Genomic DNA, 21,633 nt, shown 5'->3' on the forward strand with positions numbered 1-21,633 from the left:
AAGCGCATTAGCCACATGGGAGGCAGACATGACCGAGCACCTGACCGTCGACGGCGGCACCCTCGCCTACGAGGTGACCGGCGACGCCGGTGACCTCGTCGTGCTCGCCCACGGCATGGGCGACAGCCGCGAGGCCTACCGTTTCCTCGCACCGGCCCTGGTGGCGGCCGGGTACCGGGTCGCCGCCGTCGACCTGCGGGGCCTCGGCGAGTCCAGCGTCGGCTGGGCGTCCTACAGCCGGACCGACATCGCCGGTGACCTCATCGCCCTGGTGGAGCACCTGGGCGGCCCGGCGGTGCTCGTCGGTCACTCCATCTCCGGCGGTGCCGTCACGATCGCCGCAGCGCAGGCTCCGTCGCTGGTCACCGCGGTGGTGGAGCTGGCGCCGTTCACCCGCAAGCAGCAGGTCGGCCTCGGCGACCTGCGGGTGGCCCGCTTCCGGCGCGGCATGCGGCACCTGCTCGGCACCGCGCTGCTCGGCAGCACCGGTCAGTGGCGCAAGTACCTCGAGGTCGCCTACCCCGGGCCGAAGCCGGCGGACTGGGACGTCCGGCTCGACCGGATCGAGGCGATGCTCCGGGAGCCGGGCCGGATGGCGGCCATGCAGCAGATGGGCAAGAGCACCCCCGCCGACGCCGGCGAGCGGCTGGCCGACGTCCGCTGCCCGGTGCTGGTCGTGCAGGGCACCCTGGACCCCGACTGGGCCTCGCCGCAGGCCGAGGGCGAGGCGATCGTCGCCGCGCTGCCACCCGGGCTGGGGCAGCTGGCCCTGGTCGAGGGTGCCGGGCACTACCCGCACGTCCAGTTCCCCGACCAGGTGAGCGCTCTGGTGCTGCCGTTCCTGGCGGCCGCCCGTGCCTAGGGCGGGCCTCGACCAGGCCGCGGTCGTCGCGGCCGGAGCCGCGCTCGCCGACGAGATCGGCTTCGCCGGCCTGACCATGGGCCGGCTGGCCGAGCGGCTCGGCGTGCGCACCCCGTCGCTGTACAAGCACGTGGCCGGCCAGGAGGACCTGAACCGCGGGATCGCTGCACTGGCGCTCACCGAGGCGGCCTCCGCGGTCGGCACCGCGATCCAAGGGCGGGCGGGCCGGGACGCGCTCGGCGCCGCCGCCCACGCGTTCCGCGACTTCGTGCTCGCCCACCCGGGCCGGTACGCGGCCACCATCGGCGTCGAGCCGACCGGTCCGGACGACCCGATCGCGGTCGCGGGGCTGGGGCTGCTCGAGGCGTTCTCCGCGGTGCTCCGCTCCTACGCCGTCGGGCCCGCGGAGACGGACCACGCGCTGCGCACGGTGCGCAGCGCCTTCCACGGCTTCGCCACCCTGCAGTCCGCGAACGGCTTCCAGTGGTCCGCCGACGTCGGCGAGAGCTTCGAGTGGCTCATCGACCTCCTCGACCGCGGCCTGCACACCGCCGCAGGGCCGGTCAGCTGATCGGCGGCTCGGTGGCGGCGAGCAGCCGCCGGCCGAGCTCCCGGGTGGTGTGCTGCAGCTCGGGGCCGCCCACCACCCGGAACGGCGCGGGCAGCGCGGCGAGCTGCTCGGCGTACCACCACGGGTTGCCGGTGCTCCCGACCAGCGAGGTGGTCGACCCGTCCACCGCCGTGAGCCGGCCGAGCGAGCGCGGCACGCACCCGGCCAGCCGGTCCAGCGGTGCGTCCACGAGCACCTCGCACGTGTACTCCCAGCCGACGGCGAGGTGCTCCTCCAGCTCGGCGACCGGGTCCAGGCCCGCCGGGACGACGAACGTCTGCTCCAGCCGCTCGACGCCCCGCACCCGGTCGACCCGGTAGGCCCGCCGGGCGCCTGCCGCGTGCGCGTGGCAGAGCAGGTACCAGCGGCCGTGCCGGACGACGACCGCCCACGGGTCGACCTCGGCGGTCCACTCCGTCCCGGCCTCGGAGCGGTAGCCCAGCCGCACCCGCCGCCGGTCCGCGCAGGCCTGCACCAGCGCGCTGGTGGTCGCCGGGTCCGGGCGGGCGGCCGACCGGTCGACCGCCGGCGCCGCACTGCGGCGGACCGCCTCGGCCTGGGCAGCCACGCCCTCGGGCAGGGCCCGCAGGATCGTGCCCAGCGCGCTGCCGACCGGGTCGGTGCGGTCACCGGCGTCGTGGTGGCCGTCGAGCACCGCCATGACCAGACCGAGCGCCTCGGTGGCGGTGAACACCAGTGGCGGCAGCCGCAGCCCCCGGCCCACCCGGTAGCCGCCGTGCGGGCCGCGCTCGGACTCGATCGGGATGCCCGCCTCGCGCAGGGTGGCGACGTACCGGCGGGCGGCCCGGTCAGAGACGCCGAGCTCGGCGGCGAGCCCGGCGGCGGTGATGCCCGGCCGGCCCTGCAGCACCTCCAGGGCGATCAGTGCCCGTGCTGTGGGGTTCCCGTCCGGTCGCACGACTCCGCCCATCCGGACGCCCCTCGTCCGGTTCGGACCGTAGCCTGCCCGCCTGACCGACGACAGGGAGCAGGTACCCGGGCATGGAGCTGGAGTTCAGCGGCGCGATCTGGCACTGGCGCGGGCCGGCACCGTTCCACTTCCTGACCGTGCCGGACGACGAGTGCGACCGGCTGCACGAGGTGGCCCGGGCCGTCACCTACGGCTGGGGCATGGTGCCGGTGCAGGCCCGGATCGGCGCCACCACCTGGCAGACCTCGCTGTGGCCCAAGGACGGGCGCTACCTGCTGCCGGTCAAGGACGCCGTCCGCCGGGCCGAGCTGATCGACCTGGGCGACACCGTCACCGCCCGGCTGACCGTGGCCGCCCCCGGCTGACCGCTGGTTCAGCGGTCGCGGACCAGCCAGACCAGCCGGCTCCTCCGGGGTGAGCACCAGCCGCTCGGTCTCGATCCGCAGCGACATCGGCGTCAGCGGCACCTGCCCGCGCGGCCCGGTCGCCATGCCGAGATCCTGCCCGACCACCCGGGCCGCCGCCGCTCCACCGGGTGGGCGGCATCGCACCGACCAGAGCGCCCCGACGTGACAAGGTGGACGCCGCCGTCGCACGACGGCACCGCCGCGACCGGCCCGCCGGTGCAGCCCCATCCCCCCTCCCGAGGAGACCGCGCCCGTTGTCGAGCCACTCCCCCCGGCCCATGACCGACTCCGCGGCCGGGGCAGACCCGGAGCTGGCGGCCGAGCAGGTCGCCGTCACCGACCTCTACCGGCGGCTGGACGCCAACCGGGACCACGCGGTGCACCGCTTCAAGCAGGCGCTGGCCATGCCGGTGATCAACCCGCAGTCCCTCGGTGAGCGGGAGGCCGCCGCCCGCTTCCAGTCCGCCCGGATCACCGCGCTGGACGCCGCCGACCACGCCCTGGTCATCGGTCGGCTGGACCGCGAGGAGCAGCCGCAGCCGCTCTACATCGGCCGGGTCGGTCTGCCCGCCGACGACCCGGCCGGCGACCCGGCGCTGGTCGACTGGCGCGCGCCGGCGTCCCGGCCGTTCTACACGGCGACCCCGTTCCGCCCCGAGGGCGTGGTCCGCCGCCGGCACATCCGGCTGCGCGGCCGCACGGTGACCGCGGTGCACGACGAGGTCCTGTCGATCGACGCGACGGCCACCGACGGCCCGGCGCTCACCGGCGAGGCCGCGCTGATGGCCGCGCTGACCGCCGAGCGCACCGGCCGGATGACCGACATCGTCGCCACCATCCAGGCCGAGCAGGACGCGATCATCCGCAGCGACGCCCGCGGGGTGCTCGTCGTCCAGGGCGGGCCGGGCACCGGCAAGACCGCGGTCGCGCTGCACCGGGCGGCCTACCTTCTCTACACCCACCGCGACCGGCTGGCCCGCAGCGGACTGCTGGTGGTCGGCCCCACCCCGACGTTCCTGCGCTACATCGCCGACGTGCTGCCCTCCCTCGGCGAGACCGGCGTGCTGCTGGCCGGGCTCGGCCAGCTGCGCCCGGGCCTGGACGCCCAGGGCACCGAGTCGCCGGAGACCGCCGAGGTCAAGGGCCGGCTGGCGATGGTGTCGGTGCTGACCTCGGCGGTCCGCGCCCGGCAGACCGTGCCCCGCACCGGTCGCGAGCTGGTCATCGACGGGGTGCGGATCACCCTGCGCCCGGCCGACCTCAACGGCGTCCGCACCGCCGGCCGGCGCGCCTCCCGGCTGCACAACCTCGGCCGCCCGGCGTTCGCCCGGGCCCTGGCCCAGCTGATCACCGACCGCTACGTCGGCCGGATCAGCGGCGACGTCCGGGACGGCGGCGAGCTGCTCGACCGCCGCGACGTCGAGTCGCTGCGCGATGAGATCGCGACCGAGCCGGCCGTGCGGCAGCTGGTCGACGAGCTGTGGCCGGTGCTCACCCCCGAGCAGCTGCTCACCGACCTGTACTCCTCCCCCGCTCGGATCAAGGCCGCGACCCGCGGCTGGAGCGACGCCGACCGCGCCCTGCTCGCCCGCCCGGCCGGCAGCCCCTGGACCCCGGCGGACGTGCCGCTGCTGGAGGAGGCCGACGAGCTGCTGGGCCACGACGACAGCGCCGAGCGGGCCCGTGAGGCCCGGCGCCGTCGGCAGGCCCGCGCCGAGGCGCAGGACACCCTGGACATGCTGCACGGCTCCCGCTCCACCGACCTGGACGACGACGAGGAGGGCGAGGAGCTCACCGCCGGGGACCTGCTGGACGCCGAGTCGCTGGCCGAGCGCAGCTCCGAGGTCGACTACCGGACCACCGCCGAGCGGGCCGCCGCCGACCGCACCTGGACCTTCGGGCACGTGGTCGTGGACGAGGCGCAGGAGCTCTCGGCGATGGCCTGGCGGCTGCTGGTGCGCCGCTGCCCGACCCGGTCGATGACCGTCGTCGGCGACCTGGCCCAGACCGGCAGCCTGGCCGGCGCGTCGGCCTGGGACGAGGCGCTGCGGCCCTCGGTCGGCGACCACTGGCGGCTGGCCGAGCTGACCGTCAACTACCGCACGCCCACCGAGATCATGGCCGTCGCCGCCGACGTGCTCGCCGCGAGCGACGCGGTCACCGCCGCTCCGCAGTCGGTGCGCAGCAGCGGCAACCCGCCGGTCGCCGAGCGGGTCGAGGAGGACCAGCTGCTCCCGCGCGTCGCCGCCCGCACCGCCGAGCTCGCCGGCCTGGGCGGCACGGTCGCGGTGGTCGTGCCGCCGAGCCGGGCCGCGGCCGCCGCCCGCGCCGTCGCCGACGCACTGCCGGCGCAGCGGGACCCCGACCGCGCCCCGGTGGTGCTGGTGCCCGCCGAGGCCAAGGGGCTGGAGTTCGACTCGGTGCTGCTGGTCGACCCGGCCGCCGTGCTGGCCGAGGGGGTGCGCGGGCACAGCGACCTCTACGTCGCCCTCACCCGCGCCACCCAGCGGCTGGTCGTGCTCCACCCCGGCGAGCTCCCGACAGTGCTCGATCGCCTGGCCGACGACCCGGCGCAGCTCGACTGAGCAGTTCCGGTCGCCCGGCACGGCGTGCCGCCGCGCGTCGGCGACCGGAACTGCGCACTCGCCGGGTCAGCCGACCCGGCGCACCTCAGGCGTCGCGGGTGAGCGCGAGCAGGGCGATGTCGTCGGCCCGGTGGGTGCCGGCCAGGTCGGCGAGCAGCCGGTCGCACAGCTCGTCCGGACCGACCGCCGCCCAGCGCTCCGCGGCTGCCCGCAGCCGGCCCAGCCCGGCGTCGATGTCGCTGCTGCGGCTCTCCACCAGGCCGTCGGTGAACAGCACCAACGTGGCGCCGGGCGGGACGGCGCCGGACCACTCGACCGCCGGGGCGGGCGGGGCGCCGAGCATCCGGCTGGGCCGCACCGGCAGGTACTCCGCCCGTCCGTCGGCGATCAGCAGCGGCGGCGGGTGGCCGGCCGAGGCGACGTGCAGCAGGCCGGTGGGCAGGTCCAGGGTGGCGAACAGCGCGGTGGCCATCCGCTGGAGGCCGAGCAGCGGCCAGCTGGCCTGCAGCCGGTCGATGACGGCAGCCGGCGCGGGCGCCTCGACCAGCAGTGCCCGGTACACGCTGCGCAGCTGGCCCATGGTGGCCGCGGCGGTGATGTCGTGCCCGACGACGTCGCCGACCGCGATGGCCACGTGGTCGCCGGGCAGCGGCGCGACGTCGTAGAAGTCCCCCCCGATCTCCACGCCGGAGGTGGCGGCCAGGTAGCGCACCGCCACGGTCATCCCCGGCACCTGCGGCGGCGGCGGGGGCAGCAGCGTGGCCTGCAGGGTGTGCGAGGTGCGGGCCTCCAGCTCGTAGCGCTGCGCCTTGGCCATCACCAGCGCCACCTGGTTCGCCAGCTGCTCGACCACCTCGACGTCCCCGGCGGTGAACGGGCCGCGCCTGCGGTCGGTGCTCAACGTCAGGGCCCCCAGCGACCGCCCCTCCGCCACCAGCGGGACGCTGATGATGCTGGCCAGCTCCAGCTGCTGGACGGCGGCGAGCTCCCGCGGGTCGCGCACCACGCCGGCCAGCCAGGCGTCGTCCGGCGCGACCAGCCACTGGGTGCGGCCCTCGGCCAGCGCCCGCTGGGCCGGGTAGGGCAGCTCCCGGGCCGGGGGCGCCCACTCCAGCAGGGCGTCGACCACGTGCTGCCGCGCCGGGTCACCGTGCCGGGCCACCACCCGGCGCGCCCCGTGCTCGGTCACCAGGTCCAGCAGGCAGACGTCGGCCAGCTGGGGCACGGCCAGGTCGGCCAGCCGCTCGACCGTCTCGCCCACCCCGGTCGCCCCGGCCATCTGCCGGGCGGCGTGCAGCAGGAAGGCCGAGCGCTCGGCCTGCCGGATGGTCTGTTCGCGCAGCTTGGCGCGCTCCAGGGCCTGGCCGGCCTGGCGCCCCAGCGTCCAGAGCAGGTCGACGTCCCCGTCGGAGAGCTCACCGGCCTCCGGTGCGTCCAGGTCGATCAGCTCGCCGTCGTCCGGACCGCCGAGCCCCAGCACCAGCACACCGAGCCGGCGGGTGTCGGCCGCCACCACCGGGACGACGGCCATCGCCCGCAGCCGCGCCGCCTCCAGGGCGGCGGCGACCCGCGGTCGGCGCTCGTGCAGCCGCTGGTCGACGGTGACCACCCGCAGCCCCTCGGCCAGCTCGAGCGCGATCCGCCCACCCGCCGCGGTGGCCAGCTCCGTCAGCAGCTCGACGGGCAGCCCGTCGCTGCGGGCCACGAACAGTTCCGGTTCCGCAGCGGGGACCGGGCCCCCGCCGACCGGAGCCGGGCCGGGCGTGCCCTCGTCGACCAGCAGCAGCGCCGCGCCGCGGGTGCGCAGCGCCGAGCCGGCCTGCTGGACGACGACCGAGGCGACGTCGGCCACCGACGTGGCCCCGGCCAGCTCGACCACGACCTGGTGCAGCGTGCGGGACCGCGCCTCGGAGGCCTCGGCCGCCCGGTGCGCGGCGAGGATCTCGCGCTCGTACCGGCGCCGGGCCGTCGCCTCGAACAGCGTGGCGCGGACCATCAGCGCCTGGCCGTCGGGGCCGCGCACCTCCACCGCGTTCACCAGGCAGGGCAGCAGCGAGCCGTCCGCCCGGACGACGTCGAGCGCGACCTCCCGCACGGCCCCCTGCATCCGCAGCAGCGGGGCCAGGTGGGTGTCGTGGAAGACCTGGCCGCCGGTGCTGAGCAGGTCGCGCAGCCGGGTGCGCAGCACCTGCTCGGCGGGCAGCCCCAGCCAGGTGCACATCGTCCGGTTGACCTTGACGATCGTCCCGTCCGGGAGGGTGGACAGGTACCCGCACGGCGCATTCTCGTAGAGGTCGGCGGGGTCGTCCTCCAGGAGCTGGTCCAGCCGCGCCCGCTGGTCCCCCTCGTGGCGCCGTTCGGCCGCAGCCACGTGGGGCGCCGTCACAACCAGGCTCGGACGGCGGCGGTCGTCTCCTCCGGGTCGCTGAGGTGCGGGCAGTGACCGGTCGCGGCCAGCTGGGTGAACACCGACCCGGCGATGTGCTCGTGCACGTACCGACCGGCCGTCTCCGGGGCGATCACGTCCTCGGAGCACTGCAGGACGAGGGTGGGCACGTCGACGCCGGGCAGGTCGGTCCGGTTGTCGGAGAGGAACGAGACCCGGGCGAACTGGCGTGCCACGTCGGGGTCGGTCCGGCAGAAGCTGTTGGTCAGCTCGGCGGCCAGCTCGGGCCGGTCGGGGTTGCCCATGATCACCGGGGCCATCGCCGCGGACCAGCCCAGGTGGTTGGCGTCCAGGCTGGCCAGCAGCTCCTTGATCTGCTCCCGGGAGAAGCCGCCGACGTAGTCGCCGTCGTCGACGTACCGGGCGCTCGGGCCGACCATCACCATGGCGCCGAACAGCTCCGGGGCCATGGCGTGGGCCAGTACGCCGATCATCGCGCTGACCGAGTGCGCGACGAAGACGGCGTCGGTCAGCTCGAGCTCGCGCATGACCTCCACGACGTCGGCGGCGTACCCGCGCAGCGAGCCGTAGCGCACCGGGTCGTAGGCCGACAGGTCCGACTGCCCGAAGCCCACGTGGTCGAAGGTGACCACCTGGTGGTCGGCCTCGAAGTCGGGCGCGACGAAGCGCCACATGTTCTGGTCGCAGCCGTAACCGTGCGCGAAGACCATCGGCCGGCCGCCGATCCGGCCGCTGACACGGACGTCGTTCCGTGTGCGGACGCTCATGACCCCGAACCTACGCGACCGCAGCGTCCGATCACCAGCCTCCGTGCCGGCCGGTCCGGGGTCAGCCCGGCCGGACCCCGCTGAGCACCATGCCGCTGGCCGGCCGGGACGGGATGCGCCGCAGCGAGATGCCCAGGTCCTGCTCGGGCACCGTGTACTGCAGCCGGGCCAGCCGGATGGAGAGCGCCGAGAGCACCGCCACGGTGATGTCCTCGCCCGGGCAGCGGTGCCCGGTGCGCGGGTCACCCGCTCCCTGCGGCACCAGTTCCCAGGCGCCGATCTCCCGGACCTCGTCCCCGTCGAGGAAGCGCTCCGGGCGGAAGGCGAACGGCTCGGGGAAGAGCTCCGGGTCGTGGCCCTGCCCCCACAGGTCCAGCAGCACCATCGAGCCGGCCGGCACCCGCTCGCCGTCCCACTCGACCTCCCGCGGGGACCGGCCGCCGATGAACGGCGCGAACGGGTAGAACCGGCGCACCTCGTGGGCGAAGGCGACGGCGAAGGCCCGGTCACCGGAGCGCAGCCGCTCCCGGTGCTCCGGCCAGCGGTGCAGGGCGTGCGCCGCGTAGGCGACGAACCAGCAGATGGCCGTGGTCGGCCGGATCACGTTGAGCACCTCGACCGCAGCCACCCGCGGCTCGAGCACCTGCCCCTGGGAGTCCCGGTGCGCGGACACGGCCTCCAGCACCGATCCGGCCGGCGCCGTGCGCGCACCGGAGCGCACGTCCGCCACGATGCCGGCCAGCCACGCCTCCCGCCGCTGCCGGGCCCGGCGGGCCCGCCAGTGCCGCGGTGCCCCGGTGGCGAAGCCGTCGACCATCGTGGTCAGGTCCCGGGCCAGCGCCGGCACCTCCTCGTCGGTCACCGGGACGCCGGCCCAGGCGCAGATCCCGCGGGTGAGCACCTGGGCCGCCGCGTCGATCAGCACGACCTCGTCCTGCTCGGCCCAGCGGGGCACGGCCTCGTCCCAGGCCGCGGTGATGCACCCGACCGCCTCCCAGACCCGGGCCGGGTCCATCAGCAGGTCGACGAACATCGACTTGCGCACCCGGTGCGCCTCGCCGTCCAGGGTGTGCACCGCGCCGTGGCCGAACAGCGTGCTCACCACCGGCTCGGGCAACGCCCCGCTGCGCCGGACGTGGCCCTCGTCGTAGAGGAACCGGGCTCCGGCCGGCCCCTCGACGCCCAGCGTCTGGCGCAGCATCACCCGGGTGCGCACGGTGTCCCGTCCGGCGGCGCGGCGCCGGTCGGGCAGCCAGGCGTAGCCCTTGGCCAGCATCGGGATCGACTCGTCGAAGCGCGGCCTGCGGATCATGGGAGACCCCGTGCCCAGCCCGGCGCCGGCACAACCACCCGTCCCCTCCCCGGCCGGCTCAGTCGCCGTGGTCGCCGTGGCCGAGCCGACGCAGCAGCCGCAGCACCTCGTGGCCGGCCCAGCTCCGCCCGGAGCCGGTGGCCAGCGCCGCGCCGACGTGGCCCAGCGCGTCGGCCAGCGCGGTCTCCTCCTCGTCCAGCAGCCCGCGGTAGGCCGGGTCGAGCAGGTACCCGGTCGGCTGGCTGGACAGGCAGCCGAGCAGGTCCAGCAGCACCTCCAGCCGGCGGGCCGCCTCCGCGTCGGAGACACGGCCTGCCTCGTCCGCGGCGGCCATCGCCACGGTCGCCACGTCCCGCTCCCAGAGCCGGGCCCGCACCGGGTCCTCCTGCAGCGCCAGCACCGTGCCGCTGCGCCGCTGGGTGGCCCGGTCGCCGAGCACGGTGCGCACCTGGTGGGCGATCCGGATGAGGTCGTCGTCGAGCATCGAGGTCCCGACGAACAGCACGTGCCGGGTGAGCAGCAGCGACTGCAGGACGCCGGCCAGGGCCGTGCGGTGGTCGCCGAGCTCCAGGTACTGCTCCCGGGTCAGCACGATGCTCTCCGGGTGGTCGGCGTCCCCGTGCAGCTTCAGCAGCCAGGGCCGCCCGGGCGCGGGCTCGTCGAAGGGCAGCAGCTGCAGCGGCCGGCCCACGTCGGCGGCGGCCAGCTCGACCAGCGGGTCGTAGTTGGTGGTGACGTGCTCCTGCACCGGCAGCCCGGCGATCAGGGCGTGCGCCAGGGCGTACGGGCCCGGCCCGAACCGCTCCTGCACGTACCCGGTGAGCTGGTCCCGGCCCAGTTCGCGGGCCAGCAGCGCGGCGGCGTCCTGCGGCGGCAGACCGGCCAGCCCGGCCCGCAGTCCGTCGTCCAGGCCGGCCCGGTCGGCCAGCTCCCCCAGCAACGCCTCCCAGGTGGGGAGGCCCGCGGCCGCGCTCACGCCGGCGCCCAGGAACACCGCCAGCTCACCGTCGCGGGCCCGGGCGCCCAGGTCCTCGGCGACGGCCCGCAGCTCCGCCGGCAGCGCCCACCCGCCGCCGGCGGCCCGGCGGACCCGCTGGGCCGCGGCCAGGTCACTGGGCCGCCGCAGCACCAGGGCGACGTCGTAGCCGTGCTCCTCGGCGGCCCCGCGCAGCACCGGCAGCAGCTGCTGGAGCAGCTCGCCCCGCCGTCCGGCCGCGCCGCCCCAGCCGGTGCCCAGCGCGGGCAGCCCGACCAGCCGCCGGGCCCGTCCGTGCGCGGGGGCCGGGACCTGCCGCCGGGCCACCGCGGCCAGCGCCTCCCGGGCACCGTCGAGCAGCCAGGTCAGCCCCGCGTCGTCGGCCCGGTGGTCACCGTCGGAGTCGCCGGCGTCGTCCACGGTGTCGACCAGCCAGGCCCGTCGCTGCCCGCAGCCGGGCACCTCGGCGACCCGTTCGTCACCGGCCCACGCCCCGGCCACGCACGCCCCGTCCGCGTCCTGCTCGGCGAGGGCCTCCGCCGGGAGCAGCGGAAGCCAGCTGCCGGTGACCCGCCGCGTCCGGTCGGTGGGCACCAGCACGTCGTCGCAGGACAGCCGGGCCAGGTCGGCGCCGACGACGAACACGTGCCCGGTCACCGGCTCCCCGGTTCGTCGGCCAGCGGCTGCCCCAGGGCGCGCCGCGCCGCGGCGTAGGCCGGCCGTCGGAACCGGGCCAACGGCCCGTCGGCGCGCAGCCCGGGCGGGGCGTGCAGCACCGCGTCGAAGTGCACCGGCGGATCGGGCGGGTCCGGCGGGGTGCCGAGGGTGATCCGGGCGAAGGGCTCCCAGGGGCCCGCCCCGATCGCGGCGCACAGCGTGACCTGCAGGCCGGGGCCGGCGGCGATCAGGCCGGTGCGGTCGGACGGCAGGCCTGTCGCCGCCGGGGAGGCGGTCAGCCAGACCGGCCCCGCGCAGCTCCGGTAGGCCATGATCGAGCCGTAGGGGCCGGCGGCGTCCCGGCGGAGCAGCGGCACCCGGCGGGTCAAGCGCCCCTCCCCGGCCGAGGACAGCAGCAGGTCGACCGGCGGGTCACCGGCCACCCGGACCGCCAGCCCGAGCAGGTCCGGGAGGGGGCGGGGCAGACCGGCCCCCCGCGACAGCCGGACGACGACGTCCTGGGTACCGGTCCCGTCCAGCCACCCGATGCCCGTGCGGCGGCCCAGCCCGGACCGTTCCAGCCGGCCGGGGAACGCGACGCCGACAGGGTGCATCGGCTTGCCGGCGCGCGCCCGGGCGAGGGCGGCGAGCGGGCGGGCGACCACCCGGCCCGCGGCGTCGATCAGGAGTGCGGGGACCGGGCCGACCATGCCCTGCGGATTACCAGCCGGCGGTGCGGTCACCCATCAGTTCACGCAGTGGTGCGCTGCTGCCGCGGCCGGGCGCGCCCTCGGGCACGGCCGCGGAGCGGTGCCGATCAGTCGCGGGTGGTGCCGCAGTCGGCGCAGCGCTTGCGGGCGCTGGAGTTGGTGCGCCTGCAGTTCTCGCAGGTCCACACGGTCCGTTCGATGGTGCGCATGTCCGGTTCCTCTCGCCCCGCCAGGTGTCCCGGCGTCGTCCAGGCGGCAGGCAGGGCCCACCCGCCGCCTGGACCGACGCTAGGTCGCCCTCGTGACGCGGAGGTGTCCGTGGTGGAACCACTGGATGGCACCGGGCGTCACCCGCCCCGGACGTGTGCCCCGGGTGGCGACGGGGAGCAGGGCTCAGCCGCGAGAGCCGCAGCCGCCGGCCCCGCAGGCGCAGCCGCCGCAGCCGGCCGAGGGAGCCGGCTCGGGTCGGCGGGCGATCCGGGCGAGCCCGCCGGCACCGGCCAGGTTCGCCACCCCGAGGACACCGACGACCAGCGCGCCCAGCAACCGGCCGGCGTCCAGCAGGGTGTCCACCCCGCCGAGCGCCGCCAGCAGCACCGCCGCCGCGGCGACGACGACCGCACCGGCCACGGCGGCGGCCCGGCGCACGGCAGCGACCGCAGCCAGCGCGGGCAGCGCGAGCACCCCGGCGACGACGAACGCCCAGCCGGTGGCGGTGCCCGACAGCAGCGCCACCCCGACCAGCACGGCGCTCAGCCAGGTCAGGCCGGCACCGACCAGGGCGCCCGACCGGTCGAACCGGCCGTTGCGGGCACCGCGCAGCATCGTGGTCCCGCGGACGGCGGCCAGCACGCCGATCCCGGCCAGCAGCAGACGCGGCCCGACGCCGTCCCAGACCGCCGCCACGACGGCGAGGACGAGGAGGACGGCGCCCAGCAGGGCCATCCGGGGCCAGGTCGACCGGGCCTGCGCCGGGGTGGTCGGGGCGGTCGCGGCCAGCCGGCCGGCGGTCACGGCGTTCGTCACGCCGACCAGTCTCCCCCACCGTCGGCGCGGTGCACGGCTGCCCCGGCGGAGCACGCCCCGCTGTGCCAGGCTGAGCGCCGCCATCCCGGCGATCGCCGAGCACACGGGCGGCAGGAGGAACTGGTCATGGGCACGTCGGACACGGTCTCGGCAGCGGGGCGGGCGGGCGACAGCGACGCCCTCGAGCACCTCGCCCGGGTGGGCCTGGTCGCCTACGGCGTCGTCCACCTGCTGATCGCCTGGCTGGCGCTGCAGCTGGCCTGGGGCGGTGGCGGCGGCTCGGCCGACCAGTCCGGCGCGATGGCCACCCTCGCCGCCCAGCCGTTCGGCACCCCGCTGCTGTGGGTGCTCGCGGTCGGCCTGCTGGCGCTGGCCGTCTGGCAGCTCGCCGTCGTGCTGCGGTACCGCGGCGCGCTCAGCGGCTCCGGCGACGCCCGCAAGCAGGCAGCCACCAAGGTCGGCAAGGCGGTGGCCAAGACGGTGGTCTACGTGTTCTTCGCCGTCACCGCGATCCGCTTCGCCACCGGCAGCGGGCAGTCCAGCTCCGGGCAGGAGGAGCAGACCGTGGCCGGCGTGCTCGGCTGGCCGGGCGGGCGCTACCTGGTCGGGGCGGCCGCCCTGGTGCTGCTCGGCGTCGGGGTCTACCACGTGCACAAGGGCCTGACCAAGGGCTTCCTCAAGGAGATCGACACCGTTGACGCCTCCACCGGGCAGCGCCGGGTGATCGAGCGGCTCGGCCAGGTCGGCTACCCGGCCAAGGGCGTCGCCCTGGGCGTGGTCGGCGGCCTGATCGGCTGGGCGGCGATCACCTTCGACCCGGAGAAGGCCAGCGGGCTGGACGGCGCCATGCACACCCTGCTCGACGCCCCGTTCGGGCAGGCGCTGCTCACCCTGGTCGCGCTGGGCATCGCGGCGTTCGGCGTCTTCTGCTTCTTCCGCGCCCGGTTCCCCCAGCGCACCTGACCCGCAGCACCCGAGCGCCCGCAGCACCCGGGCGCAGCACCGAGCGCCGCGCCGGCGGGTCGGGCACCATCACCGGGTGAACGCCGTCCCGCAGCGGGTGCACGACGCGGTCACCCGCGCCCGCGAGGTCACCGACCACCCGGTGCTCGAGCACCTGGCCCGCGTGGGGCTGGTGGCCTACGGCGTCCTGCACGTGCTGATCGGCTGGCTGGCGTTCCGGATCGCCTGGTTCCTGCAGCCGGGCACCGAGGACGCCGACCAGACCGGCGCGCTGCAGACCGTCGCCGACACCCCCGGCGGCCAGGTCCTGCTGTGGGTGATCGGGCTCGGCATGCTGGCGCTGGCGCTGTGGCAGGCCGGGGAGGTGCTGCGCTGGTGGACCGGGCTGCTGCGCCCCGGGCACCGGCTGCGGGTCGCCGTCGTCTGCGCCAAGTGCGCGGCCAAGGCGGTGGTCTACGCGGTGCTCGGCGGGACGGCGCTGTTCTTCGCCGCGGGCGTCCGGTACCAGGCCGACGAGCGGTTCCAGGAGATGACCGACGACGTGCTGGAGTTCCCCGGCGGCTCGACCCTGATCGGGGCGGTGGGCGTCGGGGTGGCCGCGGTCGGGCTGTACGTGCTGGTGCGCGGGGTCACCGGGAAGTTCATGCGGGACGTCGACCTGGACGCCACCCCGGACCGCTGGGAGCCGCTGATCCAGCGGGTCGGGACGGTCGGCTACGTGGCCAAGGGCGTCGCGTTCACCGTCTCCGGCGGCCTGCTGGTGTACGCGGCCGCCACCCGGGACGTGTCCACGGCGACCGGCCTGGACGGCGCGATGAACGCGATCGGCGCGGTGCCCACCGGGCAGTGGCTGCTCACCGCGGTGGCCGCCGGGTTCGTCGCCTTCGGCGGCTACGCGCTGGTCCGGGCCCGCTTCCCCGACCGCGACCCCGCCACCTGAGCCCCGCGGCAGAGACGGCGTCCGGCGGCAGGGTCAGCGGAGCTGGACCAGGCCGGCGCCGGTCGGGGTGAAGCCGCACTCGGCGAGGTAGAAGCCGCGCAGGTGGTCGTCGAAGTCGACGTGCAGCCACTCGCAGGCGCTCTGCCGCGCCCCGGCCACCGCGGCGGCCACCAGGGCCCGGCCGATGCCCCGGCGCCGCCGGTCCGCCCGGACGACGGTGTCGAGCAGGAAGGCGTGCACCCCGCCGTCCCAGGCCACGTTCACGAACCCGACCAGCTCGCCGTCCTCGACCGCGGTCACCCACCCGAGGCTGAACCGCTCGACCTGGGCGACCCAGTCGTCGTCGAGCAGCCGGTGCCCGAACCCCTCTGCGTGCAGCGCGTTGACGTCGGTGTTGGCGAACGGCCCACGCCACGAGTACTCGATCACCGGGGCACCGTAGGCGCGCTGGGTCCGCATCCGCACCCCGGTTCTGCGCGGTCCGGTCACCCGGGGAGCACCAGCCGGGCCGCGCGGTCGAGCACGAGGGACAGGGCGGCGTCGGCTGCCGGGGAGAAGGCGACCAGGTGGGCGAAACCGTGCGGCATGTCCGGCAGCTCGAGCAGCTCGGCCGGGCTGCCCGCGGCACGCAGCCCCTCGACGTACGCCCGGCCCGAGTCGCGCAGCGGGTCGACCCCCGCGGTCACGACCAGGGCCGGCGGCAGCCCGGCGAGGTCGCCCTCGGCCGGGCTGATCCGCGGGTCGCCCAGGTCCGTCCCGCGGGGGACGTAGCTGCGGGTGTACCAGCCCATGTCCGCCAGGGTCAGGAACGGCAGGTGCCCGAACTCGCGGACCGACCCGTGGTCGGCGCCCCGCGCCACGTTCGGGTAGAGCAGCAGCTGCGCGGCCGGCTGCGCTCCCCCCGCGTCACGCAGCTGCTGGCAGGCGACCGCGGCGAGGTTGCCGCCGCCGCTGTCGCCGGCCACCACGACCCGCGCCGGGTCCCCGCCCAGGTCGGTCGCGTGGTCGAGCGCCCAGCGGGTGGCGGTGACCGCGTCCTCGACCGCCGCCGGGAAGGAGTGCTCGGGCGCGCGCCGGTACTCGACCGACAGCACCACCGCGGAGAGCCCGGCGGCCACCCGGCGGGCCAGCCCGTCGTACTCGGCCACGCTGCCCAGCGTCCAGCCGCCGCCGTGCAGGAGGACGACGGTCGCACCGCCTGGGCGGGCAGGGCGGTACACCCGGCCGGACAGCCCCTCGGCGAGCGCCACGTCCTCGGCCGGGACGTCGGGGCCGGCTGCCAGCCCGGCGTCGAGCAGGGCGGCGAAGCGGGTGCGGGCCGCCTGCAGGCCGGCCTCGCGGGCCGGCGGGCTGAGCAGGGCGCTCAGCCGCGGTACCAGGGCGGCGAGCTCGGGGTGCAGCTGCGGAGGAACGGCGTCAGTGGCGTCCATCGGGCCATCCTGGCCCCCGCTGCGGGGCCCAGCGGCCAGGGGAGCTGCCCAGGTTCCCCGGCTCAGGCGTCGACGACGGTGAAGAGGTTCCAGAGACCGGTGATCTGCAGCGGGCGGATGACCGCCCGGGCGGTGCCGCAGCGCATCGACAGCTGACGGCCGGCGGACTCGGCGGCCCGGTGGGCGGTGGCCAGGGCGGAGAGCCCGGCCGAGTCGAGGAAGGTGACCCCGCTGAGGTCGACCTCGACGCTTGCCGTGCCCGGGCGGCCGAGCACCTCGAGCAGGCAGTTGCGCAGCCCGGGAGCGGTGGCGGAGTCGACCTCACCGCTGATCGTGATCGTGCAGCCGGCCGAGGAGGTGGCGGCTCGTACGTCGATGCGGGTCGGGTCGATGTCGATCGGGAGTGCGGTCATCAGGACCTCCGGCAGACCCATCGCGGCCGACAGCAACGCCGCCGGCCTCGTGCGCCGGGCAGTGGTGCGCCCGGTCGCGGCTGGTGGTTGAACCGCACACGCGACGTTAAGGACACGGACGGTTGCGCACAAGGGGCCTCCGGCGTGGCGGGGTCCGCCACTCCGATCGCCGGTGACCGGTGTGACGGGCGTGTCCACCCCGGGTCCCGGAGTGCCACCCCGCTCCTCGTCGGGGGAACGGGCGGATACTGGTCGGCATGTCGAAGCCGGCCCTGTCGCAGCGGACCCTGGTGGCCGGGCTCGCCTGGGTGGCGCTGACCGTCCTGGCGTTCCTCACCGACCCGGTGCTCGGCGCGGTGGTGCTCATCTTCGGCGGCATCGGCGTCGTGGTCGTCCAGCTGTCCAGCACCTGGTCCGAGCACCCCGACTTCGAGGCCCGCGAGCAGGCCCGCGCGGCACGCCGCAAGGTGAAGTGGGAGAAGAACACCCCCAAGCGGGAGAAGGACGCCGCGCGGTACGCCGCACACCAGGCCCGGCAGGCCGCCAAGGCCCGGGAGTCCGAGGCGCGGCAGTCCCGGGACCGGGCGGGTTCCTGACCCGGTAAAGCGGTGGACGGCGCCGGACGCCGTCCCTACCGTCCCCTGCATGGGCGACACCTCGCTGCGGCTGCGGCTGCACACCTCCTGAGCTGATCCCCGGGCGCCGCACTGCCGGCCCCGCCGTCCGCCGGTCCGTGACCGGCCGACTCCTCCCCCGTTCCCGGCGCGCCCGCGCCGACGTCGCGGGCTGCCCCCTGCCCTCCTGGAGGTCCCCCATGTCACGACCCACCCCTGCCCTCTCCGGCCCCGCCGGTGATGCCCGCGCCCAGCTGCCGGAGGACGCGCACGCCGGCTTCGACCGGCTGGTGCACGCCGTGCTGGCCGCCCCGGGGGCGAGCAGGCGCCCCGCGCTCGGCGCAGCGCTGCGCAGTCAGCTGCCCGGCACCGCCGGGGTGCGGTGGCTGCACGCCGAGGGCCTGTCGCCCACGTCGCGGGCCGGCGACCTGACGGCCGCGCACTGGCTGTCGCTGTACGAGGCGTGGCTGGCCAACCAGCAGGCGCCACGGGCCGGTGGCCGCGAGAGCGGGCACGGTCCCCGGGCCGACAGCCGGCACGGTCACGCCGCCGGTGCGCAGGCCATCCCGCGGTACTACTGAACCGGCCCCTGGCCGACGGCGTCCTCGGCGGCCAGCTCGGCCGCGCGCTGCGGATGGGCGAACGCCTCGGCGAGTGCCTGGCGCTGCGGCCACGCGCCGCAGCGCCAGGCCAGCGCCCGCCCGAGCGCGCCGGGGCTGCCGTCGACGGCGTCGACGTCCTCCCCCGGCCACCACGCGACCGTGCGGCCGCCGGTCACGGTGAGCTCGGGGTGGACGGCGACCGACCCGGGGAGCTCGACCAGCCCGAGCCGGGCGGCGGCCAGTCCGGCGCCGGGCACCTCCCCCCACGGGACGGTGCGGGCCGGGCGGCTGGTCACCCGGGCGCGCACCCGCTCGCTGGCCAGCGGCAGGTCGAGCAGGTCGGCCACCGCTGCCGGTGCTCCGCCGGCCGGCACCGCTGGCACTCGCTCCAGTGGCTGCAACCACGGCGCATCGAGCACGACGGCGTCGCCGACGACCTCGGCCGGACCGACCCGGACCCGGTCGGGCGGGTCGACGTCGACGTCCGCCAGTGCCGCGGCGAGCTGGGCGTACACCGTGCGGAGCAGCGCCGGGGAGACGGTGCGGGCCGGGTCGCCGAGCCGGTCGAGCAGGTCGAGGGCGTCGTCGACGTCGGCCACCACCTCGCTGACGGCGGCCAGGGGGCACAGCAGGTCCAGCACCGCCGGCGCCAGCTCGCCCACCGGTTCGTACAGTCCCTGTAACTCGACTGCTCCTGCGGCCCGCAGCCGGTCAGGCCGGGCACCGTCCAGCACCGGCGACGTCCGCAGCCACCAGCGCAGGTAGCCCGGGACGGGCACGCCGCCGAGGTCGACGTCGGCCCGGGCCGCCGCGGGCAGCGCCGCCAGCATGGGCAGCGCCCGCTCCCAGTCGCGCACCAGCTCCAGGTCCCGGACGGCGGTCAGCGTCGGCCAGGCCGGCGGCGGCGCGCCGGCCGGCAACCGGTCCAGGACGGCGTCCACCCACTCCTCGACCCGGTCGACGTCCAGCTCGTCGGGGTCGTCGGCGGACAGCAGCGCGAACGTGTCCAGCACCCCCACCGCGCGCAGCGCCCGCTCCTCGTACGCCCGGGCGAACTCCGGGTCCAGTGCGCCGAGCGCGCCGGGGCGGAGCACGTCGGCCAGCGGCGACCCCGGGCGCACCAGCTCACCGGCCGGTGCCCAGCCGCCGTCGTCGTCGGGCAACGCCAGCTCGGCCAGCCACGGCAGCTCCCCGGGTGCCGGGTCGGCTGCCGTGACGAGCGTCAGGACGGCGTCGGCCAGCTGCTCCACGTCCTCGCCGTCGTCGGCGCGGTCCAGCGAGCTCTCCACCGCGGCCCGCACGTCAGGATCGGCGAGCACGGCGGCAGCCGTCGCCGGCCGGGCACCGAGCCGCTCGAGCACCCGGCGCGCCGGCCCGGCCGCCGCCACGGGGTCGGCGATCCGCAGACCGAGCGGGGCCAGCCGGGCAGCGGGCAGCTCCGGCTCGGCCAGCAGCACCCCCGCCGGGCTCTGGGCGACCCGGCCGTCGGCCAGCGGCACCGGGAGGGCGGCCAGCTCCTCCCGGTCGGCGCCGTCCAGCGCGGCGTAGAGGTCGGCCCACCACTCCCCCGGCCGCCGCACACCGCGGACGGCCTCCACCACGTCGGCCAGACCGGCGCGTCGGACGCCGAGCGCGCCGCGCACCGGGGCGTCTGCGCGCCTGGACCAGCCGGCGGGCAGCAGACCGGGCAGCACGCCGACCAGCGCGGCCACCCGCTGCTCGGTGGGCTCGTCGAGGGCCACGGCGCGGTCCGGTCGCAGCGGCGGCTCCTCCGGGTCGGCGGCCGGCAACCAGGCGTGCTGCCGGAGCCGCTGGAGCACCGCCCGGCAGAGCGCCGCGTCGAGCTCGGCGGCAGCGAGGCCGACCGCGGGGACCAGCCGCAGCAGCGCGGGGTCGGCAGGCAGGTCGGTGAGCAGCTGGAGGAAGGTGTCGGCGGCCACCTCGACCAGTGCGTCGGTGACCGGCCCGGGCGCGACGTGCCGCCGGTCGGGGCCGAGCGGGAACGGCGCGATCAGCCGGGCCGGCAGGGAGAGCGGCTCGTCGCTGGGGGTGGGTGCGTGCAGCACCTGCCGACCGGGCAGCGGAGCCGGGACGCCGCCTTCGGTGGGCACCGCCCAGGTGACGGTGTGGCCGCGGCGCTCGCGTTCCTCCACCGGCCGGTCGGCGAACAGCTCCGGGGGCAGCTCGCCGGACCGTCGGAGGACGCGCCAGGTCGTCGTCCGCTCGCCGTCGCGCAGCCGCACCTCGGCGCCGTCCCGCTCGGCGGTGAGGGCGCGGGTCGCGCCGTCCACGACGACGTCGATCCGCGCCAGTGCCGGCAGGGCCAGCAGCAGGTCGGCGTCCAACGCGCCCAGCGCCGAGCGGACCTGGTCGAGCACCTCCGCGCGCAGCGGCAACACCACCTCGGTGGCGAACCCGGCGGGCGGGTACCCGTCCGCGGCGAACGGGAGCCGGAGCACCGGGACGCCGCCGTCCCGGCGGGCCAGCTCGGTCGCCAGGGCGGGGACGGCGGCGACCGCGGCCCGGGTGTCGGCGGCACTGAACCGCACCGACCGGTCGGTGGACAGCACGACCGGCTCGTCGGTGACCGCGAGGACCGCGGCGAAGCCGACACCGAAGTGGCCGACGCTCGCTGCGCTGTCCCGCTTCGCGCTGGCCCGCAACGTGGCCATCGCCTGCACCCCGTCGTCGTCCAGCGGTGCGCCGGTGTTGGCGGCGCGGAGCGTGCCGCCGCTCAGCTGCAGCCGCAGGTGGCCGGGCACCCCGGCCCGGGCCGCGGCGTCAGCGGCGTTCTGCGCGAGCTCCACCAGCAGCCGGTCGCGGTACCCGCCGCGGACCAGGTCCTCCTCGGCGTTGGCGTCCTCCCGGAAGCGCGCCGGGGAGTCGGTCCAGGCGGCGAGGACGCGGCGACGCAGCTCGGCGGGCTCGGGCATCCGCGCAGCATCCCACCCGCCCGACGCCCAGCCGGCCCGTTCGTCGCTGCGGCAGGTCCCGCTGGCGCGGCCGCCCCTCGCAGCCGGTCAGCCCTCCATCGGCTCGGCCACCTGCCCGGTCGCCCCATCGACGACGACGCGGTCTGCCAGGGGCGCGCCGAGCGTCACCGTCACCGAGTCCTGGCAGGCGTCGCCGGGGTCCCGTCTCGTCGAGACGACGGTGATGGTGACCTCGTCGTCCGCCTCGACGACCTCGGCCGCCGGATCACCGTCACAGGTGCCGACCCACACGTGGACCACGTCCTCGGCTGCCGACCACCCGGCGATCGGCTGCGGCGCACGCTCCTCGGTGGCCGAACACGCCGCCAGCACGGTGACGACCGCCGCCGCCCCGACGAGGCTCCTCGACCGGTGGGCTCCCGCACCCACCGCCGACGCCCTGATTCGCATCGCACCCTGCCTCGAGTCGTTCGTCGTGACGCTGCGCA

General features: G+C 76.8%; 21 protein-coding genes. 9 read left to right on the plus strand and 12 right to left on the minus strand.

The features are described 5' to 3' along the window. Nucleotides 1-28 precede the first annotated feature (28 nt). Both HLA93_RS15935 and HLA93_RS15940 read left to right on the plus strand, forming a co-directional pair. Nucleotides 29-862, plus strand: a complete 834-nt coding sequence (locus HLA93_RS15935) for an alpha/beta fold hydrolase (RefSeq protein ID WP_222195399.1) — start codon at nucleotides 29-31, stop codon at nucleotides 860-862. Beyond that, nucleotides 855-1,433, plus strand: coding sequence for a TetR/AcrR family transcriptional regulator (locus HLA93_RS15940; protein WP_308128173.1), 579 nt, complete (start codon nucleotides 855-857; stop codon nucleotides 1,431-1,433). Before HLA93_RS15935 ends, HLA93_RS15940 begins: the two co-directional genes overlap by 8 nt. On the opposite strand, the gene HLA93_RS21655 is transcribed toward HLA93_RS15940, so the two are convergent. Then, nucleotides 1,426-2,403: a helix-turn-helix transcriptional regulator gene (locus tag HLA93_RS21655; protein WP_222195400.1), complete on the minus strand. Its 978-nt coding sequence runs from the start codon at nucleotides 2,401-2,403 to the stop codon at nucleotides 1,426-1,428. The genes HLA93_RS15940 and HLA93_RS21655 overlap by 8 nt on opposite strands. Before the next feature lie 71 nt (nucleotides 2,404-2,474). Between HLA93_RS21655 and HLA93_RS15950 the strand changes: the two genes are divergently transcribed. The 3 genes from HLA93_RS15950 to HLA93_RS15960 all read left to right on the plus strand — a co-directional run bounded on the left by HLA93_RS15950 (nucleotide 2,475) and on the right by HLA93_RS15960 (nucleotide 5,395). Then, entirely contained in the window at nucleotides 2,475-2,768 is a 294-nt protein-coding gene (locus tag HLA93_RS15950; RefSeq protein ID WP_222195401.1) for a DUF1905 domain-containing protein, read from the plus strand. 49 nt (nucleotides 2,769-2,817) lie between these two features. Next, nucleotides 2,818-2,976 carry a hypothetical protein gene (locus HLA93_RS15955; RefSeq protein WP_222195402.1) on the plus strand — a complete coding sequence of 53 codons (159 nt, stop codon included), beginning with the start codon at nucleotides 2,818-2,820 and terminating at the stop codon, nucleotides 2,974-2,976. Between the two features lie 112 nt (nucleotides 2,977-3,088). Next, the gene (locus HLA93_RS15960; RefSeq protein WP_222195403.1) at nucleotides 3,089-5,395 is read left to right on the plus strand and encodes a HelD family protein; all 2,307 of its coding nucleotides are present in this window, start codon (nucleotides 3,089-3,091) and stop codon (nucleotides 5,393-5,395) included. An 85-nt stretch (nucleotides 5,396-5,480) separates the two neighbouring features. Here HLA93_RS15960 and HLA93_RS15965 read toward each other — a convergent pair whose 3' ends face one another. The 6 genes from HLA93_RS15965 to HLA93_RS15990 form a co-directional block, all read right to left on the minus strand. Beyond that, nucleotides 5,481-7,781 carry a SpoIIE family protein phosphatase gene (locus tag HLA93_RS15965; RefSeq protein ID WP_308128174.1) on the minus strand — a complete coding sequence of 767 codons (2,301 nt, stop codon included), beginning with the start codon at nucleotides 7,779-7,781 and terminating at the stop codon, nucleotides 5,481-5,483. Then, nucleotides 7,778-8,569 carry an alpha/beta fold hydrolase gene (locus HLA93_RS15970; protein ID WP_222195404.1) on the minus strand — a complete coding sequence of 264 codons (792 nt, stop codon included), beginning with the start codon at nucleotides 8,567-8,569 and terminating at the stop codon, nucleotides 7,778-7,780. Before HLA93_RS15970 ends, HLA93_RS15965 begins: the two co-directional genes overlap by 4 nt. Before the next feature lie 61 nt (nucleotides 8,570-8,630). Continuing rightward, complete coding sequence (locus tag HLA93_RS15975; protein WP_222195405.1) at nucleotides 8,631-9,881, minus strand: cytochrome P450; 1,251 nt, start codon at nucleotides 9,879-9,881, stop codon at nucleotides 8,631-8,633. Between the two features lie 58 nt (nucleotides 9,882-9,939). Then, on the minus strand, nucleotides 9,940-11,514 hold the full coding sequence (locus tag HLA93_RS15980) for an SIR2 family NAD-dependent protein deacylase (protein WP_222195406.1): 1,575 nt from the start codon (nucleotides 11,512-11,514) through the stop codon (nucleotides 9,940-9,942). After that, entirely contained in the window at nucleotides 11,511-12,257 is a 747-nt protein-coding gene (locus HLA93_RS15985; protein WP_308128175.1) for a phosphodiesterase, read from the minus strand. The genes HLA93_RS15980 and HLA93_RS15985 overlap by 4 nt, the downstream gene beginning before the upstream one ends. 360 nt (nucleotides 12,258-12,617) lie before the next feature. Continuing rightward, nucleotides 12,618-13,250, minus strand: a complete 633-nt coding sequence (locus HLA93_RS15990) for a hypothetical protein (protein ID WP_222195407.1) — start codon at nucleotides 13,248-13,250, stop codon at nucleotides 12,618-12,620. 126 nt (nucleotides 13,251-13,376) lie between these two features. Here HLA93_RS15990 and HLA93_RS15995 point away from each other — a divergent pair, with 126 nt between their 5' ends. Beyond that, entirely contained in the window at nucleotides 13,377-14,213 is an 837-nt protein-coding gene (locus HLA93_RS15995; protein ID WP_222195408.1) for a DUF1206 domain-containing protein, read from the plus strand. 76 nt (nucleotides 14,214-14,289) lie between these two features. Beyond that, complete coding sequence (locus HLA93_RS16000; protein ID WP_222195409.1) at nucleotides 14,290-15,153, plus strand: DUF1206 domain-containing protein; 864 nt, start codon at nucleotides 14,290-14,292, stop codon at nucleotides 15,151-15,153. A 33-nt stretch (nucleotides 15,154-15,186) separates the two neighbouring features. Here HLA93_RS16000 and HLA93_RS16005 read toward each other — a convergent pair whose 3' ends face one another. The 3 genes from HLA93_RS16005 to HLA93_RS16015 form a co-directional block, all read right to left on the minus strand. Continuing rightward, nucleotides 15,187-15,642: a GNAT family N-acetyltransferase gene (locus tag HLA93_RS16005; RefSeq protein WP_308128176.1), complete on the minus strand. Its 456-nt coding sequence runs from the start codon at nucleotides 15,640-15,642 to the stop codon at nucleotides 15,187-15,189. Then, the gene (locus HLA93_RS16010) at nucleotides 15,639-16,583 is read right to left on the minus strand and encodes an alpha/beta hydrolase (RefSeq protein WP_222195410.1); all 945 of its coding nucleotides are present in this window, start codon (nucleotides 16,581-16,583) and stop codon (nucleotides 15,639-15,641) included. The genes HLA93_RS16005 and HLA93_RS16010 overlap by 4 nt, the downstream gene beginning before the upstream one ends. 62 nt (nucleotides 16,584-16,645) lie before the next feature. After that, complete coding sequence (locus HLA93_RS16015; RefSeq protein WP_222195411.1) at nucleotides 16,646-16,996, minus strand: STAS domain-containing protein; 351 nt, start codon at nucleotides 16,994-16,996, stop codon at nucleotides 16,646-16,648. Nucleotides 16,997-17,253: 257 nt separating this feature from the next. On the opposite strand from HLA93_RS16015, the gene HLA93_RS16020 reads away from it, so the two are divergent. Then, nucleotides 17,254-17,592, plus strand: a complete 339-nt coding sequence (locus tag HLA93_RS16020; RefSeq protein WP_222195412.1) for a hypothetical protein — start codon at nucleotides 17,254-17,256, stop codon at nucleotides 17,590-17,592. A gap of 218 nt (nucleotides 17,593-17,810) precedes the next feature. Continuing rightward, nucleotides 17,811-18,191 carry a hypothetical protein gene (locus HLA93_RS16025; RefSeq protein ID WP_222195413.1) on the plus strand — a complete coding sequence of 127 codons (381 nt, stop codon included), beginning with the start codon at nucleotides 17,811-17,813 and terminating at the stop codon, nucleotides 18,189-18,191. On the opposite strand, the gene HLA93_RS16030 is transcribed toward HLA93_RS16025, so the two are convergent. Together HLA93_RS16030 and HLA93_RS16035 are read right to left on the minus strand one after the other, a co-directional pair. Then, the gene (locus HLA93_RS16030; protein WP_222195414.1) at nucleotides 18,185-21,145 is read right to left on the minus strand and encodes a sacsin N-terminal ATP-binding-like domain-containing protein; all 2,961 of its coding nucleotides are present in this window, start codon (nucleotides 21,143-21,145) and stop codon (nucleotides 18,185-18,187) included. The two genes, HLA93_RS16025 and HLA93_RS16030, sit on opposite strands and share 7 nt — an antisense overlap. An 87-nt stretch (nucleotides 21,146-21,232) precedes the next feature. After that, nucleotides 21,233-21,574, minus strand: a complete 342-nt coding sequence (locus HLA93_RS16035) for a hypothetical protein (protein ID WP_222195415.1) — start codon at nucleotides 21,572-21,574, stop codon at nucleotides 21,233-21,235. Nucleotides 21,575-21,633: the final 59 nt, after the last annotated feature.

It is taken from the genome of Modestobacter italicus (assembly GCF_019799965.1).
Classification (GTDB): domain Bacteria; phylum Actinomycetota; class Actinomycetes; order Mycobacteriales; family Geodermatophilaceae; genus Modestobacter; species Modestobacter italicus_A.